Origin of the sequence: Luteibacter sp. (assembly GCF_051958795.1) — a bacterium.
Lineage (GTDB): Bacteria > Pseudomonadota > Gammaproteobacteria > Xanthomonadales > Rhodanobacteraceae > Luteibacter.
In genome coordinates this window covers 1-21,180 of record NZ_JBQCFT010000336.1, presented here as the reverse complement: position 1 = coordinate 21,180, position 21,180 = coordinate 1, and the positions used below count along the sequence as shown (strand labels likewise).

20 protein-coding genes are annotated in these 21,180 nt (G+C 64.4%); 4 read left to right on the top strand and 16 right to left on the bottom strand.

Annotated features, from left to right (window positions below; all coding sequences use genetic code 11):
• Window positions 1-354: 354 nt before the first annotated feature.
• Window positions 355-1,014: a flavin reductase family protein gene (locus tag ACTHLF_RS17600; protein WP_440329002.1), complete on the bottom strand. Its 660-nt coding sequence runs from the start codon at window positions 1,012-1,014 to the stop codon at window positions 355-357.
• Between the two features lie 294 nt (window positions 1,015-1,308).
• Here ACTHLF_RS17600 and ACTHLF_RS17595 point away from each other — a divergent pair, with 294 nt between their 5' ends.
• On the top strand, window positions 1,309-1,554 hold the full coding sequence (locus ACTHLF_RS17595; RefSeq protein ID WP_440329000.1) for a hypothetical protein: 246 nt from the start codon (window positions 1,309-1,311) through the stop codon (window positions 1,552-1,554).
• 87 nt (window positions 1,555-1,641) lie between these two features.
• Here the strand turns inward: ACTHLF_RS17595 and ACTHLF_RS17590 are convergent, their stop codons facing one another.
• The 3 genes from ACTHLF_RS17590 to ACTHLF_RS17580 all read right to left on the bottom strand — a co-directional run bounded on the left by ACTHLF_RS17590 (window position 1,642) and on the right by ACTHLF_RS17580 (window position 4,330).
• On the bottom strand, window positions 1,642-2,547 hold the full coding sequence (locus ACTHLF_RS17590; RefSeq protein ID WP_440328999.1) for an SDR family oxidoreductase: 906 nt from the start codon (window positions 2,545-2,547) through the stop codon (window positions 1,642-1,644).
• Between the two features lie 75 nt (window positions 2,548-2,622).
• Window positions 2,623-3,999, bottom strand: coding sequence for a cation:proton antiporter domain-containing protein (locus tag ACTHLF_RS17585; RefSeq protein ID WP_440328997.1), 1,377 nt, complete (start codon window positions 3,997-3,999; stop codon window positions 2,623-2,625).
• A 64-nt stretch (window positions 4,000-4,063) separates the two neighbouring features.
• Complete coding sequence (locus tag ACTHLF_RS17580; protein ID WP_440328995.1) at window positions 4,064-4,330, bottom strand: hypothetical protein; 267 nt, start codon at window positions 4,328-4,330, stop codon at window positions 4,064-4,066.
• Window positions 4,331-4,629: 299 nt separating this feature from the next.
• Between ACTHLF_RS17580 and ACTHLF_RS17575 the strand changes: the two genes are divergently transcribed.
• Entirely contained in the window at window positions 4,630-5,454 is an 825-nt protein-coding gene (locus ACTHLF_RS17575) for an alpha/beta fold hydrolase (RefSeq protein ID WP_440328993.1), read from the top strand.
• Window positions 5,455-5,508: 54 nt separating this feature from the next.
• Here the strand turns inward: ACTHLF_RS17575 and ACTHLF_RS17570 are convergent, their stop codons facing one another.
• The 9 genes from ACTHLF_RS17570 to ACTHLF_RS17530 form a co-directional block, all read right to left on the bottom strand.
• Complete coding sequence (locus ACTHLF_RS17570; RefSeq protein ID WP_440328991.1) at window positions 5,509-6,282, bottom strand: alpha/beta fold hydrolase; 774 nt, start codon at window positions 6,280-6,282, stop codon at window positions 5,509-5,511.
• A gap of 125 nt (window positions 6,283-6,407) precedes the next feature.
• Entirely contained in the window at window positions 6,408-7,763 is a 1,356-nt protein-coding gene (locus ACTHLF_RS17565; protein WP_440328990.1) for an alginate export family protein, read from the bottom strand.
• A gap of 68 nt (window positions 7,764-7,831) precedes the next feature.
• On the bottom strand, window positions 7,832-8,704 hold the full coding sequence (locus tag ACTHLF_RS17560) for a glyoxalase (protein ID WP_440328988.1): 873 nt from the start codon (window positions 8,702-8,704) through the stop codon (window positions 7,832-7,834).
• 15 nt (window positions 8,705-8,719) lie between these two features.
• A complete protein-coding gene (locus ACTHLF_RS17555; RefSeq protein WP_440328987.1) occupies window positions 8,720-10,339 on the bottom strand; it encodes an MFS transporter in 1,620 nt (539 codons plus the stop codon).
• Window positions 10,329-10,715, bottom strand: coding sequence for a DoxX family protein (locus tag ACTHLF_RS17550; protein WP_440328985.1), 387 nt, complete (start codon window positions 10,713-10,715; stop codon window positions 10,329-10,331). Before ACTHLF_RS17550 ends, ACTHLF_RS17555 begins: the two co-directional genes overlap by 11 nt.
• Window positions 10,716-10,735: 20 nt before the next feature.
• The gene (locus ACTHLF_RS17545) at window positions 10,736-12,622 is read right to left on the bottom strand and encodes an amidohydrolase (RefSeq protein ID WP_440328984.1); all 1,887 of its coding nucleotides are present in this window, start codon (window positions 12,620-12,622) and stop codon (window positions 10,736-10,738) included.
• Between the two features lie 16 nt (window positions 12,623-12,638).
• Entirely contained in the window at window positions 12,639-12,905 is a 267-nt protein-coding gene (locus ACTHLF_RS17540) for a DUF1427 family protein (protein WP_440328982.1), read from the bottom strand.
• Window positions 12,886-13,527, bottom strand: coding sequence for a hydrolase (locus ACTHLF_RS17535; protein WP_440328981.1), 642 nt, complete (start codon window positions 13,525-13,527; stop codon window positions 12,886-12,888). The genes ACTHLF_RS17540 and ACTHLF_RS17535 overlap by 20 nt, the downstream gene beginning before the upstream one ends.
• A 122-nt stretch (window positions 13,528-13,649) precedes the next feature.
• The gene (locus ACTHLF_RS17530) at window positions 13,650-14,204 is read right to left on the bottom strand and encodes a helix-turn-helix domain-containing protein (RefSeq protein WP_440328980.1); all 555 of its coding nucleotides are present in this window, start codon (window positions 14,202-14,204) and stop codon (window positions 13,650-13,652) included.
• A 248-nt stretch (window positions 14,205-14,452) separates the two neighbouring features.
• Here ACTHLF_RS17530 and ACTHLF_RS17525 point away from each other — a divergent pair, with 248 nt between their 5' ends.
• Complete coding sequence (locus ACTHLF_RS17525) at window positions 14,453-15,754, top strand: hypothetical protein (RefSeq protein ID WP_440328978.1); 1,302 nt, start codon at window positions 14,453-14,455, stop codon at window positions 15,752-15,754.
• 3 nt (window positions 15,755-15,757) lie between these two features.
• Here the strand turns inward: ACTHLF_RS17525 and ACTHLF_RS17520 are convergent, their stop codons facing one another.
• Complete coding sequence (locus ACTHLF_RS17520; protein WP_440328976.1) at window positions 15,758-18,643, bottom strand: triple tyrosine motif-containing protein; 2,886 nt, start codon at window positions 18,641-18,643, stop codon at window positions 15,758-15,760.
• A gap of 194 nt (window positions 18,644-18,837) precedes the next feature.
• Between ACTHLF_RS17520 and ACTHLF_RS17515 the strand changes: the two genes are divergently transcribed.
• Window positions 18,838-19,461, top strand: coding sequence for a response regulator (locus ACTHLF_RS17515; protein WP_440328974.1), 624 nt, complete (start codon window positions 18,838-18,840; stop codon window positions 19,459-19,461).
• 1 nt (window position 19,462) lies between these two features.
• On the opposite strand, the gene ACTHLF_RS17510 is transcribed toward ACTHLF_RS17515, so the two are convergent.
• Window positions 19,463-20,404 (bottom strand): MBL fold metallo-hydrolase, encoded by a 942-nt coding sequence (locus ACTHLF_RS17510; RefSeq protein WP_440328972.1) that lies wholly within the window; start codon window positions 20,402-20,404, stop codon window positions 19,463-19,465.
• A partial coding sequence (locus ACTHLF_RS17505) for an alpha/beta fold hydrolase (RefSeq protein WP_440328970.1) occupies window positions 20,401-21,180 on the bottom strand: 780 nt, incomplete at its 5' end. The genes ACTHLF_RS17510 and ACTHLF_RS17505, both read right to left, overlap by 4 nt.

The window sequence follows — 21,180 nt, the reverse complement described above, 5'->3', positions numbered from 1 at the left end:
CCATAGCATCGCTTCCGCCACCCGTCGTCATGCTGCAGCTGACCCTGACCGCGCCGGTGGCGTCGGGCTTCGGTGGCGGGGGATTCAAAATGCTGCAGGCGAAAGTCGCACTACTGACCACAACGAGCGCCACGGTCCTTAATAGTCGTCGGACAACGGTCATGCGTGCTCCTTCACGTTGATGGCAGAGAAAGATGCGAGCCACGCCGGCAGACCTTTCTCAGCGGAGCCTAACCTGTCTTCCCATCCAACGGAAATAGGAACCCGGCCGCGCCAGTGGCGCCGCCTCCGACCCCGTAGAGGCAATCTAGGCGAACCCGGACGCCAGGCGCATGCATGTGGCGTGAGATTCCTTCAAACCCTAGCCAGGGCCTCATAAGCCTTCTCCGGGATCTCCGCCAGCCTTGACGGATGCACCTGGCCGCTAAGCCCATAGAACTTCTGGAAGCTCATGATCAGCGGCTGCCACTTGTCGGGGTCAATGCGGTTCGCGTGCCCTTCCATGAGCAGATCCGGGTGGACGTGTACGCGCCGGACGCGCACTTCGAACAGCTTGATGAATCCGCGCAGGTCGTCGCTGTCCTCGCCAATGCCGTGGACAGCGGCAACGCTCGCCTCCAGCTGGATCGGACATTCAAGTGCTCGCGCCGCGCCGACGAGGTCCGCCGGCACCCGGGTCATGCCGGCGCGGTCGAACTTGTCCGGCTCGTACACGTAGCCCAGGGCCTGCCTGAACTCGGAAACCGGGTACTTCCCCGTGGTCCGCGCGATCCGATCAACGGCGGTTACCTCGTTCACCGAGGGCAGGTTCAGGACGCATTCGCCCGTGCGAAGCAGGTTATGCGTGGTTTGCGAATCCGCCGCCAGGCCGAGGACGCCTCGCCAGCCAAGCCAGAAGGCCGATGACATTGGGGCGAGGTTGTGCGTGCCGTCTTCGTTGACCGTGCTGATCAGTACGACGGGCGTTCCCAGGTAGAGGATGTGCGGTTCGATAACGGAGTGAGGGCGATTCATTGGCGTCGTGGTTCCGTGGGCGGGTGGTTACATGATGCAAACCGCCTCGGGAGAACGACATCCGGTTCTTGCGGACGTTCGCCTGCCCTGCGCCATCCCTCGCCTGCCGTCCGCGCCTCGGCAGCCTCCAGACGTGAACCCACCGTGCAACCGGGCGATCCGCCGGCATGCATCGGCATCACCCACCAAGGTGGACGCTGTGATTACGGCGGAGTTGGCGGCGGCCGGTCCTTGTGGGTTCACCCGGTTCGCCGCCGGCCCGGCCGACCAGAAAACGAACCACAGGAATGCTCGATGGGCTGGAACGATCACATCAGGAACGAACTGACCGAGTCGCTGAGGGATGCCATTGCCAGCGGCTATCTGACCGCTGAGGACCCAGGCTATACCGTCGCGGTCAAAGTAAGGGACCAGGGGCCTGGCAGCCTGTCTGAGATTGAACAGGACGTCTTCGACTTCGAGCTTCGGCCGTTAATCGAATCGTTCGAGCAACGGAAGATCGAGGACATCGGGCGGGATGAGTTGGAAAAGCCTGAGTGAGTGGCGGCGGGGCTTTGCTGCCGCCCGCGCCGGCCTCGTAAGTTCATGTTCGGATCGAAGCACCCGTCGCCGGGTGCTTCGACTCCATCAAGGCAACGGATTGCCGCCAGTCACCCCGTAAGTCTCGCCCGTCACGAAGCTCGATTCGTTCGAGGCAAGCAGCACGTAGAGCGGCGCGCACTCCACCGGTTGACCCGGGCGCTTCAGCGGTACCTGCGCACCAAAGTTCTTGATCTTTTCCATCGGCTGCCCACCGGACGGTTGGAGTGCGGTCCACACCGGCCCCGGCGCCACCGCATTCACGCGAATACCCTTCTCCGCTACCTGTTTGGCCAGCGACTTGGTAAACGCAACGATGGCGGCCTTGGTGGTTGCGTAATCCAGCAGGATGTCCGACGGGTCGTACGACTGGATCGATGCGGTGTTCACGATCGTGCTACCGGCAGGCATGATCTCGAGCGCGGCTTTGCACAGCCAGAAGAGTCCGTAAACATTCGTCTTCAGCGTTGCGTCAAACTGATCCGTGCTGATATCGGCGATGCTTTGCTGATGGGTTTGCTTTCCCGCCACGTTGGCAAGGATGTCCAACCCACCCATCGCTTCGCTTGCCTGCTTCACCAGCGAGCGGCAGAACGCTTCATCTTTCAGGTCACCGGGAATCCCCTTCGCAACCACACCCTCCTTTTCGAGCAGGGCAACGACTTCCTTTCCGTCCTGCTCTTCTTCAGGCAGGTAAGTAATCACGACGTTGGCGCCTTCGCGGGCGAATGCGATAGCCGCCGCGCGGCCGATGCCGCTATCGCCACCGGTGACCAGGGCACGCCGCCCTGCGAGCCGGCCGTGGCCCTGGTAGCTGGTTTCACCATGGTCGGCGGGCGGCTGGAGATCGTGCACGGTGCCGGGTGCCGACTGCTTCGGCGTATCGAACGGCGGTCCGGGAAAGCGGGTGACCGGGTTGACCAGGACTGGGCTGTTCTTCGTGCCATGGCTCATGGTGTGCTCCTCGGGAAAAACCTCACCCTAAGGATTGGCACGTGCCTCTAGCGTCCACGCTAGAGGCTCATCCGTTCACCTATTCGTGCCGCGTGCACCCAGCGAATCAGCAGCGTCGCGTTTGGCGGCCAGCGCGTTGGCCCGCCAGCGCATCAGCGGTGTCACGCTAACGCCGTGCGCCAGGATGCTCACCGTCACCACCGTGATGACGATGCCCTCCAGCGCGCCAAGATGGTCGCCACCGAGGCCATGGCCAATAGCAAAGGCGAGGTAGTTGAGGCTGCCTAAGCCACGGATACCGAACCAGCCGATGAGAAGCCGACGCTGCCAGGGCACGGGACTACCCATCGTGGCGAGCCACACCGCTATCGGACGGATCACCAGCATCAAGGCCATGGCCACCGCCACGCCGGTCAAGCTCAAGGCAGGCATCGCCGCGACACCGACAGCCAACACCAATGCCGCCGCGATCAGACGCTCCACGGTTTCCCCGAACGACAGCGCGTCGGAGACGACCCAACCCACGGTCTGGCCAGCGTGATCAATGGCCGACCCCGCGCGCTCGTTGGGATTCACACGGGTCTCCGCGGGAGCCAGATCATCCGGATCCGCCTTCCCCTCGTCCGCTACGTGCCGGCTCACGCGAAGCTCTACCCGCCGCAGGCCGACACCCGCGGCGAAGGCTGCCAGGAAGCCCGACGCATGGATGGCTTCGGCCAGGGCATAAACACCGATCATGATGCCCAGGGCCAGGAAATCGCTGGGTGCCACATCACGCGTGGCATGGCGCAGGTGGGTGCCCAGGTGCCCCAGGCCCCAACCGCCCAGGAAGCCGACGACCACGCCGCCCGCCAGGCTCCACAACACGTCGACGGTCAGCCAGTGAGACCAGACGTCGGCCAAGGTCGCGCCCGGCGCCAAGAGCGCCAGGGCCAGCACCAACATGGGCAGCGCGGTGGCGTCGTTCATGCCCGCTTCGCCCGAGATGGCCACCCGCAAGGCGTCGTCGTCCCGCGCGTCGTCCACCGACACCAGTGAGGCCAGCACGGGGTCCGTGGGGCTCACGATCGCGGCCAGGGCCAAGGCGAGCGGCAAAGGCCAGCCGAGGCCGACCATGCTCACGAGGACCATCCCGGCGACGGTCAGTATCATGGCCACCAGCGCCAGGCGCAACGCCATCCGCCACCCGCCATCGCGGAAGCGCAGCCGGAGCTTCAGCCCCGTGATGAAGAGCGAGACCACCATGGCGGCCTCGGACGCCACGCGAAGCCAGTGGCTGTGATCCGAGGTGAGCGGCAAATGGGTCAGCGCGAGCACGCCCGGCCCGACCACGACCCCGCCGAGGAGGTAGATGGCAAACGTCGTCACGGGCCCGCGGTGGATCCACCCCGAGAGGAACGAGGTAATCAGCAGGAGTGTCGCGGCGAAGAGGAGCCATCCGAGGGTCGGCATGGCTCATGGTTGCCGTTGGTTGATCAAGGTCCCGCGAATGGCGGGAAGTGTCGAAGCCCGCCGGCTATCTGTCCAGGGAATCGGTGCGCACGATGCCCAGGAGTTCGTTGGCTTCCTCTTCGGTCACGGTATGTGCTTCGACCAGGAAGGCCACCGAGGCCTGATTGGCCGTATCGGTCAGCACCGTTGGCCCCTCCTGATCCAGGGCTCCTTCAACGTAGCCACCGAGCGTCAAAAAGCCCGCCTCGACAGAACCGACGGTAAAACCCGCCGCGCGCTCGATGAGCGCCATGCGGAGCTCTTCGTGGAACCAGATCACCTTGCCAAGCATGCAACACCTGTGAAGTCCGGCTGGGGATACCGGCGCTTCTGAGGTTTTCGGCACGGGGCGTAGTCTTTTGAATCTGGGGCCTTCACATTTGTGAGGCTTCACGCATCGCCTTACTGGCCTATGAGCGCGACCGAAGGCCAATGTGCCGCAGCCCTTTAATTTTCAACCCGTCCAACCGCCGTGCCTTGTCAAATCCGCATGGTCAGGCCGGTGCTATCACGCAGTCGCCACGCTCGTTAGAAAAGGTGGGAGACAGCCTTCCCTTTCAACCCTTCCACCCACCCAACGAGGATTCACCCATGCCGTACATTACCGTCAGCGATGGCACCGAGATTTTCTACAAGGACTGGGGCACCGGCCAGCCCATCGTCTTTCATCACGGCTGGCCGTTGTCGTCTGACGACTGGGATGCTCAGATGAGCTTCTTCCTGCGCCAAGGCTACCGCGTGGTGGCCCACGACCGTCGCGGTCATGGCCGGTCGACGCAGACGGCCAAGGGCAACGACATGGACACGTACGTGAGCGATGCGGCGGCCGTCGCCGAACACCTGGGCCTGAAGAACGCCGTGCACATCGGTCATTCGACCGGTGGTGGCGAGGTGGCGCGGTACGTCGCGAAATACGGCAAGGCGCATGCCGTGGCCAAGGCGGTCCTCGTGGGCGCCGTCCCGCCCATCATGCTCAAGACCGCAGCCAATCCGGACGGTCTTGATATGTCCGTATTTGACGGCTTCCGCAAGGCGCTGGCCGATAACCGCGCGCAGTTCTACCGCGAGGTCCCGATTCCTTTCTACGGATTCAACCGGCCGGGCACGCCGCCGCTCGACGGCGTGGTCGACAACTGGTGGCGCCAGGGCATGATGGGCGGCGCGGTGAACCACTACGACGGCATCAAGGCCTTCTCGGAGACCGATTTCACGGACGACCTCAAGGCCATGACGGTACCCACCTTGCTGATGCATGGCGACGACGACCAGATCGTTCCCTACAAGGATGCCAGCGTCCTTGCCGCCAAACTGATTCCGAACGCCGAGCTCAAGATCTATCCCGGCTATCCCCATGGCATGCTGACGACGCATGCCGATGTGCTCAACCAGGACCTGCTCACCTTCGTCCGCAAGTAAGCCTCATCCGTGACCTGCGACAGTTAATGTCGCAGGTCACGCTTTACATGATGTTTATTTACTGCCAGCGACCGACTCGGCGGCTTCCTCGATCACCTTGGCCACTTCCTTCGGATGCGACAGGAGCGAGACGTGGCTCGACTCGAGCACCGTGGTCTTCGCCTTCATCTGTTTAGCGGCATCGCGTTCGAGCTGCGGGCTGATGACGCGATCGTTGGCGGAAACGATGTACCACGTCGGGTGGTTCTTCCAGGCGGCGCGGGTGACCTTGTCGCCAAAGGTGCTGGCAGCAAGCGCGCCCTGGGTAACGGCCATGGTCTTCGCTTCCGCGCGCGGAAGATCAGGCGCGAAGTTCTCGATGACGCCCTGCTCGGTCTGGTAGAGGAACCCGTGGCCATCGTCGCGAATCGTGCCTAGCGCCGGCGTCTTCGGATAGGCGTTGACGAGCTCGCCCGCCGCCTGCCCGTCGTTGTTAGCGAAGGCGGCCACGTAGACCAGGGCGGCCACCTTCGGATCATTGCCAGCCTCGGTGATGACCGTACCGGCCCAGCTGTGGCCCACCAGCACCACCGGTGCCGTCGCCGACTCGAGCACCTGGCGGGTGGCGGCGACGTCCGCCGCAAGCGACGTCAGCGGGTTCTGCACGGCAAGGACGGTGTAGCCTTTGGCCTGAAGAAGCGGGATGACCTTGTTCCAGCTCGAGCCGTCGGCCCATGCGCCATGGACCAGGACAATGGTCGGCTTCTTGTCTTCGGCATGCGCGACGGTGAGCGAACCGACAGCGAGCGCGGCAACCGCCAGCGCGCGGGAAAGGAAATGTTTCTTCACGGGGATGCTCCTGGGAGTATTGAGTCGAACCACAATGTCGACTTCGCCAGCAGGATAGGAAGCATCACTTCGACGGGATTGCATCTTTGGCAGTCATTGGCAGCACGCGCCTTCACGCACCCGCCTCACCAGCCAAACAGTACCTGTACGCTGCCATAGTTCCCATCGCTTCCACCGGCGTCCCTGATGGTGCGCCCCGCACGGAAGTGGTCGCCCTCGATCGAGAACGTAATGCCAGGGCGCCACTTCCAGTCGAGGCGAAGCTGCCCGTACATGCCCGTCCATTTCGATCCGGTCCCCGCCGTGCCAGCGAGCGCATTGTTGGGCTGCACGTAAATCGCATCGGCGGTAGTGCGACGCCACTGCAGTCCGACGGCTCCAAGCAGGGTTAACGTCGCAGCCGGCTTCAACGTGATGCTCGGTTTGACGTGCACGAGGTTGGCGTAGCCGGTGTAGCCGGCGAGCGAGAAGTAATAACCGTTCGGGAATAGCGGATTGAAGGTGCCGAGACGGCCGTCACCGGCACGCTTGTCGCCTGAGGCCGTGTCGACTTGCAGGCCGAGCCGTGGGGTCCATGTGGTGTCGGTCAGCGTCCAGCCGGCACGCGAACCCACCGCCCATGCGTGAATCCTGCTCTCCCCCACCCGGCCGCGCTGCTGCATGCCCTCGAGGTCCCAGTCAAGCGGACCATGCATTCCCGCAAAGCGCACATCATCGACGCGACGGCGCTCATTGCCCTTCGCATCGAGGAAATGGGCGTCGTCCGTGTCGTACCAGGCGTGGTAATACGAAAGCTCATTCGTACCAAGCACATGGCGTTCGACGCGGACCATATGGAAACGTTCACTGGAACCCGACGTGTCGTCGAACGCATGGTCGTCCCGGTACTGCACGGGGTGGCTCAGGAAAGCGATGACGCGCCACGGGCCTCGTTCGAAGTTTGCCCAGAGTGCATCGAAGGACTGCCGGACGTTCGGTCCATCGCGCAACGATACGAAACGCTGTAAATCGAGCGCGAAATCCTGGCGCCCGGCGCGCACGCGGGCGGTGCCACCCAGGACGTCGCCCTGCCAGGCGAGGAAGGCAAGACGCACGTCCGCATGGTTGCGGTCGGTCGGGCCCCAGGTCGCCTTCGCGAACGGGCGGGCATCCTCGAGCTGCACGAAGGCGAGCCACGGTGTACCCCAGCGCAGTCCCGCATGGACCTGCAGGCGCTGGAGAAGATAGGTGTCGTCGTCGCGCCCGATGCCGAATGCGGGCGCGTTGTTCGTCTCCACTCGTTCGCGCAGGAGCGCACCGAGCGTGAGGTAGTGGTCTCCACCCGGCCCCAACGGCATGTACTTCAGCGAATCACCGGGTTGCCTCGGCACGGCCGGATCGGCCAGGACCGACCAGTCCTCCTGCCAGCGGTTAGGCAGGATCGACGGACGGTCCGGTGTCTTGAGGACGCCGTCGTTCGTCGTGGCTTTTTCTTCGGGCACGTCCTGCGCCGGGGTCGCGGTCGACGCCGCAAGCCCGATCGCCGCGACCAGAGGCAGGCAGGCGCGTCTCATTGGCCGCTGTGGATTTCAGCGACGTAGCCGCCGGGGAACTGCACCATCGCCGCGTGGCGGCCGCCCTCGGCATGCGCATCGACCACCACCCTGGCACCACTTTCCTGCGCGCGTTTGAGCGTTGCGGCGAGGTCGGTGACCTCATAGCCGGTCAGCTCGGTGCCATAGGGCCACGGGAGTTGCCCATTGGTGACCAGCACGGTCGCCTTACCGTATCCGGACTCAATCCGGATACGGCGATACGTCCCGTCCTTGCGTCCGATATCCGTCCCGGGCGCGTTGCGATCATCGGCGACCACCTTGCCATGGGCGAAACTGACGAATGCCTTGACGAAGGCATCGGCAGACTCGACCGGCAGGTAGATGCGGTTCTCCGGCACGTGCTCGAAGGCGGCGTAGGCCGGCTTCTTCGTGTGCCAGTACAACTGCATGTTCACGCCACCCGGCCAGGTCACGACGGCGTCGCGCCCGATGGGATCATCGAAGGGTGCGACGAGGGTGGCCGCACCTGCCGCGTTGGCCGCTTTGACCGCCTGATCGAGGTCGGTGACAAGGTAGCCGGTGCGCTCGGCACCAAACGGATAAGGAACCGGCGTGCGGAAACCGAACACGGAAATGGTCCCGACCGGCGTCTGCACCAGTTGGGACGAGGTGCTGGATGGCGTGGGGGTCACGGTGACGACGACCTGTTTAGTCGACTGCCCGCCGAAGGTGGCAGTGAAGCTACGGACGAAAGCGTCCACGTCACCGGGCGCGACGTACACGTGGGTCGTGTCGTACTGCGCACCGACCGCATAATCCGGCGTCGCCGACATGGCAGCCGACGAGACAAGAAGCGCAAGGGAAGCAATCAGGGTATGCGGGCGCATGGGAAAGTCCGTGGTTCAGGAGGAAGGAAGGGTCTGCGCGACGGAACGGGCATTCACGCCGATGAGGTGAGTCACCGAAGGTGGCTGCGGCCCCCGGTGGAAGGCCGACGCCTCGCCCTGGATGTCAGCCGCCGCGTGGCTGAAACGCTCGTGCTGGCGTAAATGTTCTGCCCAGGACTCGACCATGAACCATTCGACGACACGCTCCGGATTGCCTGAGTCCTGCGTGACCCCCCAGGCATAGGCGCCGTCACGCAGGCGCTCCATCGAGAATCGCTCAAGGACTGCCAGAAAGGCAGGCAGCCGCTCGCGCGCTACGTCGTACTCAACAAGAATAAGCACCGGCCCGCGATCGTTGGCGACGGGCTCGACCGTCAGCGGCTCGGCCCACTGGTGCGCCGATGAAAGATCGAGCTCGGCGGATGGCAGCGGCATGGCACGCATGACGAATGCCGCCACAACGAGCCCCACGGCACTGACAAGAAGAGTCGTGCCCACGCCCACGGCCTCGGCTAGCGCACCCCAGCCGATGCTGCCTGCCGCCATCGCGCCATTGAAGACGGTGAGATACACCGCGAGTGCCCGGCCGCGTACCCAGTTCGGCAGGATGCCCTGTGCGACACCGTTGAACGTGGTCAGCGACATGATCCAGGCGCCGCCGAGCACGAGCAGTGCGACAAACGCCGCGACCTTATCGGGCACCAGTGCCAGGATGACCATCACGAGGGCCGACATGAGTACTGAGCCGAGCAGCAATGCATCGGCACTGCATCGCGCGCGCATCTTCGGAAGCAGCAGCGCACCCATGATGGCACCGGCTCCCACGGCGCCCATGAGCACGCCGTAGAATCCCGCACCCCCATGCAACGTGCCGCGTGCGACAAGGGGCAGCAGCGCCCAGACGGCCGAAGCGAAGGCAAAGAACACGGCCGCCCGGATAAGCACCACGTGCAATTCACGGCTCGCCTTCGTGTAGCGCAGCCCCGCGCGGAAAGCCCCGAGGAAGTTCTCGGGGAGCGCCGTGTCGTTCGTCGCCTTCCTCCGCCACCACACAAGCGCCGCGATAACGAGGAAATAGCTGCAGACATCGGTGCCGTAGGTCACGGCTGCGCCCATGCCGGCGAGGATCAGGCCACCGGCGGCGGGCCCGATGGCGCGTGCGATGTTGACGCCGAGCGAGTTCAGCGAGACGGCATCCTTCAGTTCCGCCCGCTCGACGAGTTCGGGCACGATCGATTGCCAGGTCGGCCCGACGAGGGCCGCACCGATGCCTCCGACGAACGTCAGGGCAATGAGCGCGGGAATACTCAGGTTTCCGGTGGACGCCAGCAGCATCAACGTCGCGCTCACACAGGCAAGGAGCACCTGGACGGCGATGAGGAAGCGGCGGCGATCCAGGATGTCGGACAACACCCCGGCAGGTATGGCCAGGAGGAAGATGGGCAAGGAACCCGCGGCCTGGATGAGCGAAACGGCAGCGGGGCCGCCGCCCATCTCGGTCACCATCCAGGAACTGGCGATGTCGCGCATGAAGGTGCCGGTGTTACCCAACACGGTCGCGACCCAGAGGATCGCGAAGGTCGCGTGCTTGAGGGGACGGAGGCTGTCGGCCAGCCCGCTGCGGTCAGCGGCCATGGCGACGCCCCCTCAGGTCAAGCCAGCCCGCATAGACGAACGCGCCAGCAAGTCCGACGTGCTCGAAGAAGCCGTTCATCATCATGCTCCGCCCGGGCCCCACCGGCTCGTTCCACCAGGCATTGGCCAGGAAGTTGGCAACGAAGGTAAACAGCGCCAGTGCAAAGGCACCGAGCCATCGCAGCTGCCCGGTCAGGATGGCGAGCGAACAGAGCAGCTCGAAGGCGATGACACCGCAGGCAAACAGCCGCGGCGGTGAAAGGCCAAAGTGCTGCATCTCGCCGATCGCCGCATCGAAATCGATGAGCTTGCAGATGGCGCCCTGGAGGTAGGCCGAGCACAGCGCGAGAAGCGCGAGCCACAGCACGACGTCCATGCGCAGGGATGCCGGGCGGTTCATACGGCCCAGCACGCGCAACCCAGCGCGCCCCAGAAGCTCTTGAAGTCATCGACCGGCAGCGCCGCGCCGTGGGAGCGGCCGTGGTCATGTCCGTGCACCGAGCAACCGTGCGAACAACCGCAGGCCGCTTGCCGGCGGCGTTCCGCCCCATCCATACGCAGCTGCTGCTCTCCCCACGACGCATAGCCGCCGTAGGTGTTGACTGGCGACCAGTCGGGCATGGCCGCAGGCACATCGCCCTCATCCAGCGTGATGAATGGGCCGGTGCCATATACCACCCTGCCCCCGACCATGGTGAGCAAAGATGTCGTGCCGGCGATCTCGTCTTCGGCACAGGCGAAGAAATCGCGGTCGGGGACGATGAGGTCGGCGAGCTGGCCTTCCGCGATGCGCCCCTTCTTGCCTTCCTCGTTGGAGAACCAGGTGACGTTCTCGGTCCACATGCGAAGGGCCTCCTCGCGCTCCAGGCAGTTGCGTTGCGGATACAGGCGAAGCCCACCGACGGTACGCCCCGTGGTCAGCCAGGCAAGCGACACCCAGGGGTTGTACGACGCGACCCGGGTGGCATCGGTCCCTGCCGAGACCTTGACGCCGCGGTCAAGCATCTTCTTCACAGGCGGTGTCGCCTGCGCCGCACCGATGCCATAGCGCTCAACGAAGTACTCGCCCTGGTAGGCCATGCGGTGTTGCACGGCCACGCCGCCACCAAGAGCCGCGATGCGGTCGATGGATGCGTCCGAGATCGTCTCCGCGTGGTCGAAGAACCAGTGGATGCCGTCAAGCGGGATATCCTGCGCAACTTTCTCGAACACATCGAGCGCACGGCTGATGGTCTCGTCGTACGTCGCGTGCAGCCGCCAAGGCCAGCGGTTCTGCGCCAAAATCCGGACGACGCCTTCAAGCTCGCCCTCCATCTCCGGCGCCATGTCCGGACGCGGCTCACGGAAGTCCTCGAAGTCGGCCGCCGAGAACACCAGCATCTCCCCTGCCCCGTTGTGGCGAAAGTAGTCGTCGCCCTGTTGGTAGGTCACGGACTTCGTCCAGGCGAGGAAATCATCCTTTTCCGCCTTGGGTTTCTGGGTAAACAGGTTGTAGGCAATGCGAATGGTCAGCTGGTCTTCGTCTGACAGCTGCTGGACCACCGCGTAGTCATCCGGCCAGTTCTGCGAGCCGCCGCCTGCATCGATCGCACCCGTGATGCCAAGCCGGTTGAGCTCGCGCATGAAGTGACGGGTCGAGTTGACCTGGTACTCAAACGGTAGCTTCGGCCCCCTGGCGAGCGTCGCGTAGAGAATCGAAGCGTTCGGCTTCGCGAGCAGCAGGCCCGTCGGATTGCCACTCCCATCACGCAGGATCTCGCCGCCCGGTGGGCTGGGCGTGTCCTTGGCGTAGCCGCACACGCGCAGTGCCGCCGCGTTGAGCAGCGCGCGGTCGTAGAGATGCAGGATGAATACCGGCGTGTCAGGGGCTACGGCGTTGAGCTCTTCAAGGGTCGGGAGGCGCTTCTCGACGAACTGATGCTCGGTGAAGCCGCCGACCACCCGCACCCACTGCGGCGGCGGCGTAATCTCGACCTGACGGCGGAGCATGCGCATGGCGTCGGCAAGGCTCGGCACACCATCCCAGCGCAGCTCCATGTTGAAGTTGAGGCCGCCGCGAATCAGGTGGAGGTGATTGTCGATGAGCCCCGGGAGGACCCGGCGCCCACCGACATCGACCACGCGCGTCCCGGGACCGGCCAGCGCCAGCACTTCGTGGTCGTCACCCACCTTCAGGAACCGGCCGTCGTGGATGGCGACGGCACTGACCGTCGGCCGCCGGCGGTCGAGCGTGGTGAACAGGCCTCGGTGCAGGATGAGGTCAGGGACGGGGACGTGCGACATGGCGAAGCTCCGGGATTCAGGCGGGGTCGTCGTTGGACCGGGGGACGTCTTGCTTGGTGACCGCGAAGGACTTGCTGTGCCAGAGGTTGGCCCAGACATCCGGATGCCCCTTGGCGAACGACACCGCCGCCTCGCCGGCGAGCATGCCGAGCAGCCCGATGAGGGCGATCATCGGTGGTGCCGGGGAACGCACCCCAAAGCAACCGTAGGCAATGCCGACGGCCAGTCCGAACGCGAGGGAGATGAGATACGGCACCATGGCCTTAACCTGCTTCAGACGCATGTTCACCAAGCGCCCATTTGGAGAAGCGCACCTGGATGCCGTACGGCGTCAGCGCGCGGAGGATGTCCATGACGCCCTCGTAGGTGCCCGTGCGTGCCCAGTCCTGCTGGAGCTCGAACATGAATTGCAGCGTCGTCATCGGCACGGCACCCGCCTGGACCATGCGCTGCACCGCGCGTTCGTGCGCCTCGACGCTCGTATCGCCGCACGCATCGGTCACGACGATGACCTCGAGGCCTTCGCGAAGCATGTCGAGCGTGGGGAAGTTCACGCAGGCACCCGTCCAGAGGCCAGCGAGCACGAAGCGCTTGCGACCCGTGGCCGCTACTGCCTTGCGGAAGTCTGCGTTAAGCCAGGAGTTGATGGAGGTGCGGTCGATGACCGTCGTATCCGGGAACACGCCCTCGGTCACTTCTGGCATGAAGGGGCCGGAGAAGCTGTCCTTGGCGACCGTGGTGAGGATGGTCGGGACCCTGAAGAGCTTCGCCGCACGCGCGAGGATCTGGACGTTATCCATGATGACCTTACGGTCGTGGCTCTGGACTCCCTGGAACATCGCCGGCTGGAAGTCGATGAGCGCAAGCGCACAGGTGTCGGGCGTGATCAGTTCATTGAACGACATGGGATGAGGCCTCGTTGATGGATCGCAGGCCGTTCCTGCGATGGGTCAACGATAGGCAACGCATCCATGGACAAATAGAAACTTTGGCATCCATCGACAGATGTTTGATAAAAAACCGACGCTCAGCTTCGGACGCTTTCAACACGATCGTTTCGTGCCTTGCGATACGAATTCGGTGTCGTACCCATGGCCGACTTGAACGAACGGGTAAAGTGCGCCTGGTCGTTGAAGCCGCAGTCCACGGCGATATCCGCAATGCTGTTCGACGTGCACACGAGCTTCCTGCATGCGTGTTCAATGCGCTTGCGATGGCGCCAGCGGTGCGGGCTTTCGCCAAACGTGACCTTGAACGCGCGACTGAAATAGCCCCTGGATAACCTGCACGCCGCGGCGAGCTCCGTGATGGCAAGCCCAAGGTCGAGCCTTGCGAGCGCAACCTCCTTGACGGTTCGCACCTGCCATTCGGCAAGCCCGGTGGGTGGACGGGGGCCACCCCGTGTTATCGCTTGCTGATGGATTCGCAGGGCCTGGGCGATGTAGCGCGCACAGGCGGCTCGATCCGCACCTTCCACATCCGCTATCTGGTGAAGCGCCTGGTGCAGGAGTTGCTGCACCATCCGTTGCGGACTGTTGGCATCAACAGCACTAGTCGAGGGCACCGAGATATCGGTTTGCATGGGGTCACCATCTTCACAACCACAAGACGATGCGAATGCTAGCGAGGTCACCCCCTGGCATTGACCCCCTGTATGGGGGGTGTTTTTCCTAAGACGTTACGGGGTGCATGCCGGACTCTCCGAGGGCACGCGATGACAATCGTTCGCTTCAGGTGTTGGCGATACTGGAACGCCCCCTCGGTCCAGTCACCATGTCGTCCCCACGAACTCCGAGCCCTCTCTCGCACCGGGGATCCCTGGCTCCCCGCATGCTTTGCCTTGCCCTGGTGGCGACCTGCCCGTGCACGGCATGGGCCGGTGACTTCTTCACTGATGGACAGGTCAACGGGCTGGTGCGCGCCTACGACTACCGGCGCATGTATGCCGACCCGGCCATGCCGGATGCGTCCGCATTCGCCACCGCCCTGCTCATCAACCTGAAGAGCGGCGAGGTTGGCGGTGGCTTTTCCGCTGCAGCCTCCCTGGCGTACGCCAACGCACTGGGTACGCGTAACAGGCCCGTTACCCGGATCGACGTGACCGTGATGGGGCGTGAGAACAAGCTATCTGCCGTCAGCCAGGTCTACGCACAGTTCCGGCGCGCTGGGTGGGTACTGCGTGCGGGCGACCAGTACCTCGACACGCCATGGCAGGGCAGCAGCGATTCCCGGGTACTGCCCGCTGCGTATCGCGCCTTGAGCGCTCAGTTCGATGCAACGGCGGACTGGGCGTTCACCATTGCCCGAACCTTCAAATGGAAGAGCCGTACCTCCGGCCGGTTCTTCGCCGACAACCTCTACTACCCCACCCGCTTCGATGGCGACCCGGTATATGGCGGCAACGGCTCCCTGCCAGCCGACGCAAGGGCGTACAGCGGCACATGGCTCGTCGGCTCGACATACAAAAGCCGGGACGGTGCGTTCAGCGGGCAGACCTGGCTGTACAGCTTCCTTCACTTCGCGCGGATGGCCTATACGGACGCCACGCTAACGCTTCCCGCTGGCCACGCCGTGACCCCTTTCGTCTCCATGCAGCTCGTCGAAGAGTGGACGACGGGTAGCAATACCCTGGTTGAAACGGGCACACGGATTGTCGGTGTCGCTGGACGCCGGGTGCGAAGCGAGGTCCCCGGCATCGACGTGGGCATCGAGGTCGGCCGGACGAAGGCCGATGTGTCCTGGAACCAGGTCGTCCGCCAGGACAGGGGCACGGTCGGCGGAGGCGCGCTCATCTCACCGTTTACCGCAACGTATGCGACCGACCCGCTGTACACGACCTCGATGCTGCGCGGCCTGGTCGAACAGGGGCCGGGGCACGCGTGGAAGGCGAGACTGACGCAGATGCTGTTCGCCGACCACCCGCAGGTCATGGTCGCGTACACCCGATACGACACCGTCTACCGCGGTGACAGCCACGATGTATACCTTGACCTCATCTATCGCTTCACGGGTCACCTCAAGGGCCTCCAGTTACGCAATCGATGGGAACGGTCAGTGGGCGGCAGCAACAACCTCAACCCGGGGAACCGGCCATTTGCCTATAACCGGGTCATGATCTCGTACGCATTCTGATCATTACCGCCATAGACCAAGCCAGCGACGCCGGTAAGCGCGGCGTGCCGGAATCCGCAACGTCGCTTGCGTTCCACCTCCAGGCGCACACCCAAAGACGAGCGCGCCACCAACCTGCCTCGCCCGCTCGCGCATCCCGGTGATGCCCCATCGTCCGTGTTCCGCTGGCGGGGCCACCGTGCCGTCCATCCCGCGCCCGTCATCGGTCACGATCACGACAAGCGCGGCCCGGTCGTAGCGCAACTCGACCTGTACCCGCTTACCTCCTGAATGACGCAGCGCGTTCGCAACAAGCTCGTGGACGATGGCATGGACATCATCGGCCACAGCCGGATTCAGCTGCCCGGGCGTGCCCGACGTCGCGACCGTGACCGCGATGGCGTGGTGAGGGTCGATCAGCTCGCTGAGCTTCTGCACGTCATTTGGCAACGAGGCGAGCGTGTCGCTGACCGAACGCAGGCCCATGATCGCTTCCCGGCCGTCGACCAGCGCATCTTCGGCGATGTCGATCACCCGGCGGAAGCGCTCACGCACGGGCCCTTCAGTCATGCCGCTCGCGGCATGGGCATGAAAGAGCAGCGCCTGGAACTGCTGCAGGAGCGAATCATGCAGGTCCCGTGCGATGCGTTCACGCTCATTCAACCGCGTCTGGTGTGCCGCAAATATCCGTGCGAGGTGGCGTTGATAAAGTATCCATATCGCGATGAGGCCGAGCACGATACACAAAATGCGGAACCACCAGGTCTGGTAGAACGCGGGAAGAATCCGGAATGCGACCACCGACGCGGCGGACGGCCAGCGCCCATCGACATCGGAGGCCTGCACACGGAACGTGTACTGTCCGGGCCCGAGGTTGGAATAGTGCACGCGCCGCTGCGCACCGCCGTCCTGCCACCCATCCTCGATACCTTCGAGCACATAGCGGAAATGCACGCGACCAGGCGCGGCAAACGTCGGCGCCGTGAATGCGATTTCAACATTCCGGGTACCCTGGTTGAGCTTGCCCGAATGCCACCTGGGTGAATTGACCGATTGCCCGTTGACCGTGTCAATGACGACCGTTGGCGGGGGCGGCGCGGCGAAGGAACCGGGATCTATCCAGGCCACATCCTTGTCGCCGGCCACCCACAGCCTTCCTTTGGCTCCCGGCTCGAGAGGATCTCCGCGGACGCTACCCAGGGTGCTGCGCAACCCGTCGTCCTGGTCGAACAGCTGGTCTTCGACAGGATGTGAAGGCCCTTCCAGTGCAAGCCGGATTTCGGCCGCTGGAAGCCGGTAGAGGCCCGTATCCGTTATGACCCAGAGATCACCGTTCGGGAACTCCACCATGTCCGTGGCGTTGGGGTAGCGACCGCCATTACGACCGGTAAGAGCGGAAAACCTTCCGTCGTGCATGAGGACAAGGCCCGTGGCCCCGCCGATCCAAAGTCCCACGCGCGAGGGATAACTGGCGTAGACCTCGCCGATGTCGAGTCCATCGGCTTTCGTCAGGTTACGCTGCCTCACGCCGTCGACCCGTGTCAGCGTCTTGTCCATCCAGCCAATCCACACCGTATTCCCCTGGATCGTCACGGTCGATGGGGTCTTGTCGCCAAACTTCTCCCACCGCGTACCGGTCCAATGCCACGTTTTCTTGTACAGGGCCATCCACACGTCGCCCGCCGAGCCAACGGCGATTCCGCCGCAGCCACGGCCGGGTGTCTTTGAGGCCTGCCTCGGCGGATCCGGCGTTGGCAGTGGCAGGGATTCGATGTTGTCGCCTGCGAGGCGCCGCAGCTCGTTGTCTCCGCTGAACCACATGGCGCCATCTAGAGCCAGCGTGCTGCACCTGACGTTGGTGCCCAGCTCCGGGTGCGAGGCCACGCTGTCGGCAACGCGCAACGGAGACATGGCGGACGCACTACTCACCCAGAGCGCTCCACCGGCTTCTGCTGTAATGGCCGGCTGATACACACCCGACGGAAGCGTCAGGGGAGTGAACCGGGCCGCCCGGAATTGTTCGAGGCCACGGGAGCTGGCAACCCATACGCTGCCATCCCTGTCGATATAGTCGGCAGTGGCATCGACCGGCTCTCCATCCGCGAAACGCACCGATTCCGCCACGAGCTCATTGCCCGAGCCGGGCGCCTGCATGTGGTATCGCGCGAGGCCCTCGTTGGTCGGCACCCACAGTGCGCGGTATCCGTCGACGAGCATGTCCGCGCTGGGGGCCGAAAACGAGACGTCACCGGCAAGACCTGCGAGGTCCGCCATCGCACTGTCTGCGTCGACCTCTTCAAATGCCGCGCCGCCAGGCCTCATGCGATACGCCTTCTGGCCGGCAAACACCACGTACGAGCCGTCCCAGGCCGTAGCGTAGAGGTTCACATACAGGTCGCGGTCCATGCCCGGCGGCACGATGGCGACATTTTGCAGGCGGTCACCGGTGACCTCCAGGATGCCGCCCGCCGTCCCCACCCACAGGGCATCCGCCCTCCTCTGGTGGAAGGCCATGATGACTGCCTTCCCGGGCTCAACCCGGATCCCGCGGACCGCTCCTTCATGCACCCGGAAGATGCCACCGCGTAGGTTTCCCACCCACAGGTCGCCAGAGGCATCGACAAACAGTGCCGTTATGAGGATGGGCGGGAGCTCCGCTTCGAACATTCGCGTGAATCCCACGCCGTCGAACCGATACAAGCCGCTGGATCCGCCAACCCAGAGGAAGCCATCCTTGTCCTGTGTGATCGCATAGATCCCAAGCGGCACGCCGTCGCGATGCGTGTATAGCGTTCGCTGCAGTTGCTCGACAGAGCGGAACGCCATCGGTTCCTTTGCGGGCTGTTCGGTCGTCCTGGGCACGGTGGCCAGTGGACCAGCCAATGCCGGCGGCACGGCCATCGTGGCCATCAGGAGGCCCGCCATCCACGCACGCCAATGAACCGCCGTCGAAGAAAATCCCATGGTGATGCCTGCCCTTGCCCGTGAAGGCAACCTAACGATGGCCCTTGGCCCCTGAGTGGAAAATGTAGCACCATGGCAACGGTTGCTTTTGCAAGGATGTGCCGTCTTCATCCAGCCAAAGTCCGCACTCTGGGACGCCCATGACGAATCCACCCATCCGCATCATCGTTGTTGACGACCATCCCCTGTTCCGAGCCGGCGTCGTGGCCATGCTCGCCGCGGAACCCGACATCCTCATCGCCGGGCAGGCGGGGACGGGGCGTGAAGGCGTCGAGCTCTTTGGCAGCATGCGGCCCGAAGTGTCCGTCATCGACCTGAAACTGCCCGACATGGACGGCGACGAAGTCGTTGCAGCCATCCGGAAAATCGACCCCATGGCTCGCGTGATCGTGCTCACGACCTTCGGTGGCGACGCCGCCGCACGGCGCACGCTCGCCGCGGGTGCACAGGGTTACCTGCTCAAGACGTCCCTTGCGAACGACCTTGTTGGCGTAGTCAGGGCCGTCCACGCGGGCCAACACCGCGTCTCGGCCGAGGTGGCCAAGCGCCTTTCGGAGTACCGGGGGGATGAGCCGCTAACCGATCGTGAGCTCGCCGTGCTTCGCGGCGTGGCAGCGGGGCTCGAGAACAAGCAGATCGCCCGGCACCTCGGCATCGCCGCCGACACGGTCAAGGAACACCTGTCGCACGCCATGGCCAAGCTGCGGGCGACCAACCGGGCACATGCGCTATCCATCGCGCTTGCCCGGGGCTATCTCGCCTGAGTCAGGGTGTGCGGGTGTAGTTCGCCGGTACCCACTGATATCCGGTTGCCGAGCGCTTTACGTGCCCGAGACCCGGAAACGACACGTGCGCCGCCGCGACCCAGTAACCCTCTGACGCTGCTTCCTCCAGCGCCCGCTTGCGAGACGCCGCCGCGGCCGCCTGATCGTAGTCGTAGCGGATGGAGGCACCCGGCTCGGCGAGCTGCACGGTTGCCACGTGGACCGTATCGCCCCAGGCCAGCAGGTGCTCCTGGCCGCTCGTCACCAGGTACCACGTGTGGCCCGGCGTGTGACCCGGCGCGGGGATGGCATGGAATCCTGGTAGCACGTCGGTCTCCCCGCGGAACGTCACCATGTGCCCCGCCTTCTGGTACGGAGCGAGTGAATCCATGGCACCAGGGAACATGGGCAGCAGGATTTTTTCGACCTTGCCCTCATTGGCGGGATTGAGCCAGAAGTCGGCATCGTCTTGGTTGACGTGCACCGTGGCGTTCGGGAACAGCATGGTCCCGTTGCGGATGAGGCCACCGACGTGGTCACGATGCAGGTGGGTGAGGAGGATGTCGGTCACGTCCTCAGGGCGGTATCCCGCGGCGAGCAGGGCCGTGGGAAGAAACCCACCATCACTCGCATAGAGCGGACCGGCGCCGGTATCGATGAGCACCAGCCGGTCGGGCGTCCTGATCAGGAACGCGTTGATCGACCCCTGCACCGGGGAAGCGAGGAAATCAGCCTTGAGGAGACCATCGACCTTTGCACGGTCGATGTGGGTCAGCAACTCATCCGCCGGGAATGGATGGGTGCCATCGAGCAGCGCCGTCACCTCATCGCCACCCAGCCGCATCCGGTAAAAGCCCGGGCCCTGGGGCCCTACGCCGGCGCCGTCGGCGGCCCACGCCCCCACGCTGGTGACGAGCGCAAACAACAACCAGAGGCGCTTCATGCCGCACCCCCGTTCCAGCCGTCGAGGAAGTCGAGCAGCAGGCCGTTGACGACCTCGGGCTGCTCTTCCTGGGGCAGGTGCCCACACTGCGCGATGGGCTCCGCGCGCAGGTCAGTCGCCATGCCGCGCCAGACCGCCGCCATGTCGAACGTGCCGCCGACTGCTTCGAAGTCCGCACCCCAGATGGACATCACGGGGCAAGAAATGAGTTGGTCGGCATCCTGCTCGTCCTGCAGGACGTCTTCGGGCGCCGCGCGGTAGTCGGCCATCGCCCCCCGCACCGCGCCAGGCTCCCGATACGCCGCGACATACGCGTCGAAGTCCGCACCCATGATGGTGTGCGGGTCGTAGCACCAGTCGGTGAAGAAATGCCGCAGCCAGACATCTTCCCGGCCACTGATCAGCGCCTCGGGCAAATCGAGCACCTGGTGGAAGGCAAAGAACCAGTACGCCTTAGCCACCTTCGCATTCATCGACTGGGCAACGATGCGCGTGGGGACGTTATCCACGACGACCAGGCGGTCGAGGCGCTGTGGATGATCCTTGGCAAACCGGGTCGCAACACGCGCGCCTCGGTCGTGGCCGACAAGCGCGATACGGTGGATACCAAGGTGGTCAAGGAGTGCGACGAGGTCGCGGGCCATCGTGCGCTTGTCGTAGCCGCTCGCCGGTTTGTCGGTCTTTCCGTAGCCACGCAGATCCGGCGCGATCACGCGGTAACGCATTGCCAGCTCGGGTATCTGGTGGCGCCATGCGTAGCTCGTTTCGGGGAAGCC

What these genes read in the sequence shown, in the direction of transcription:
- ACTHLF_RS17600 (WP_440329002.1), bottom strand. Translation starts at nt 1,014, where the DNA reads ATGAATCGCCCTCACTCCGTTATCGAACCGCACATCCTCTACCTGGGA.
- ACTHLF_RS17525 (WP_440328978.1), top strand. Translation starts at nt 14,453, where the DNA reads ATGCTTTGCCTTGCCCTGGTGGCGACCTGCCCGTGCACGGCATGGGCC.
- ACTHLF_RS17555 (WP_440328987.1), bottom strand. Translation starts at nt 10,339, where the DNA reads ATGGCCGCTGACCGCAGCGGGCTGGCCGACAGCCTCCGTCCCCTCAAG.
- ACTHLF_RS17520 (WP_440328976.1), bottom strand. Translation starts at nt 18,643, where the DNA reads ATGGCCACGATGGCCGTGCCGCCGGCATTGGCTGGTCCACTGGCCACC.
- ACTHLF_RS17560 (WP_440328988.1), bottom strand. Translation starts at nt 8,704, where the DNA reads ATGCGCCCGCATACCCTGATTGCTTCCCTTGCGCTTCTTGTCTCGTCG.
- ACTHLF_RS17580 (WP_440328995.1), bottom strand. Translation starts at nt 4,330, where the DNA reads ATGCTTGGCAAGGTGATCTGGTTCCACGAAGAGCTCCGCATGGCGCTC.
- ACTHLF_RS17545 (WP_440328984.1), bottom strand. Translation starts at nt 12,622, where the DNA reads ATGTCGCACGTCCCCGTCCCTGACCTCATCCTGCACCGAGGCCTGTTC.
- ACTHLF_RS17540 (WP_440328982.1), bottom strand. Translation starts at nt 12,905, where the DNA reads ATGCGTCTGAAGCAGGTTAAGGCCATGGTGCCGTATCTCATCTCCCTC.
- ACTHLF_RS17575 (WP_440328993.1), top strand. Translation starts at nt 4,630, where the DNA reads ATGCCGTACATTACCGTCAGCGATGGCACCGAGATTTTCTACAAGGAC.
- ACTHLF_RS17590 (WP_440328999.1), bottom strand. Translation starts at nt 2,547, where the DNA reads ATGAGCCATGGCACGAAGAACAGCCCAGTCCTGGTCAACCCGGTCACC.
- ACTHLF_RS17550 (WP_440328985.1), bottom strand. Translation starts at nt 10,715, where the DNA reads ATGGACGTCGTGCTGTGGCTCGCGCTTCTCGCGCTGTGCTCGGCCTAC.
- ACTHLF_RS17515 (WP_440328974.1), top strand. Translation starts at nt 18,838, where the DNA reads ATGACGAATCCACCCATCCGCATCATCGTTGTTGACGACCATCCCCTG.
- ACTHLF_RS17595 (WP_440329000.1), top strand. Translation starts at nt 1,309, where the DNA reads ATGGGCTGGAACGATCACATCAGGAACGAACTGACCGAGTCGCTGAGG.
- ACTHLF_RS17510 (WP_440328972.1), bottom strand. Translation starts at nt 20,404, where the DNA reads ATGAAGCGCCTCTGGTTGTTGTTTGCGCTCGTCACCAGCGTGGGGGCG.
- ACTHLF_RS17585 (WP_440328997.1), bottom strand. Translation starts at nt 3,999, where the DNA reads ATGCCGACCCTCGGATGGCTCCTCTTCGCCGCGACACTCCTGCTGATT.
- ACTHLF_RS17535 (WP_440328981.1), bottom strand. Translation starts at nt 13,527, where the DNA reads ATGTCGTTCAATGAACTGATCACGCCCGACACCTGTGCGCTTGCGCTC.
- ACTHLF_RS17530 (WP_440328980.1), bottom strand. Translation starts at nt 14,204, where the DNA reads ATGCAAACCGATATCTCGGTGCCCTCGACTAGTGCTGTTGATGCCAAC.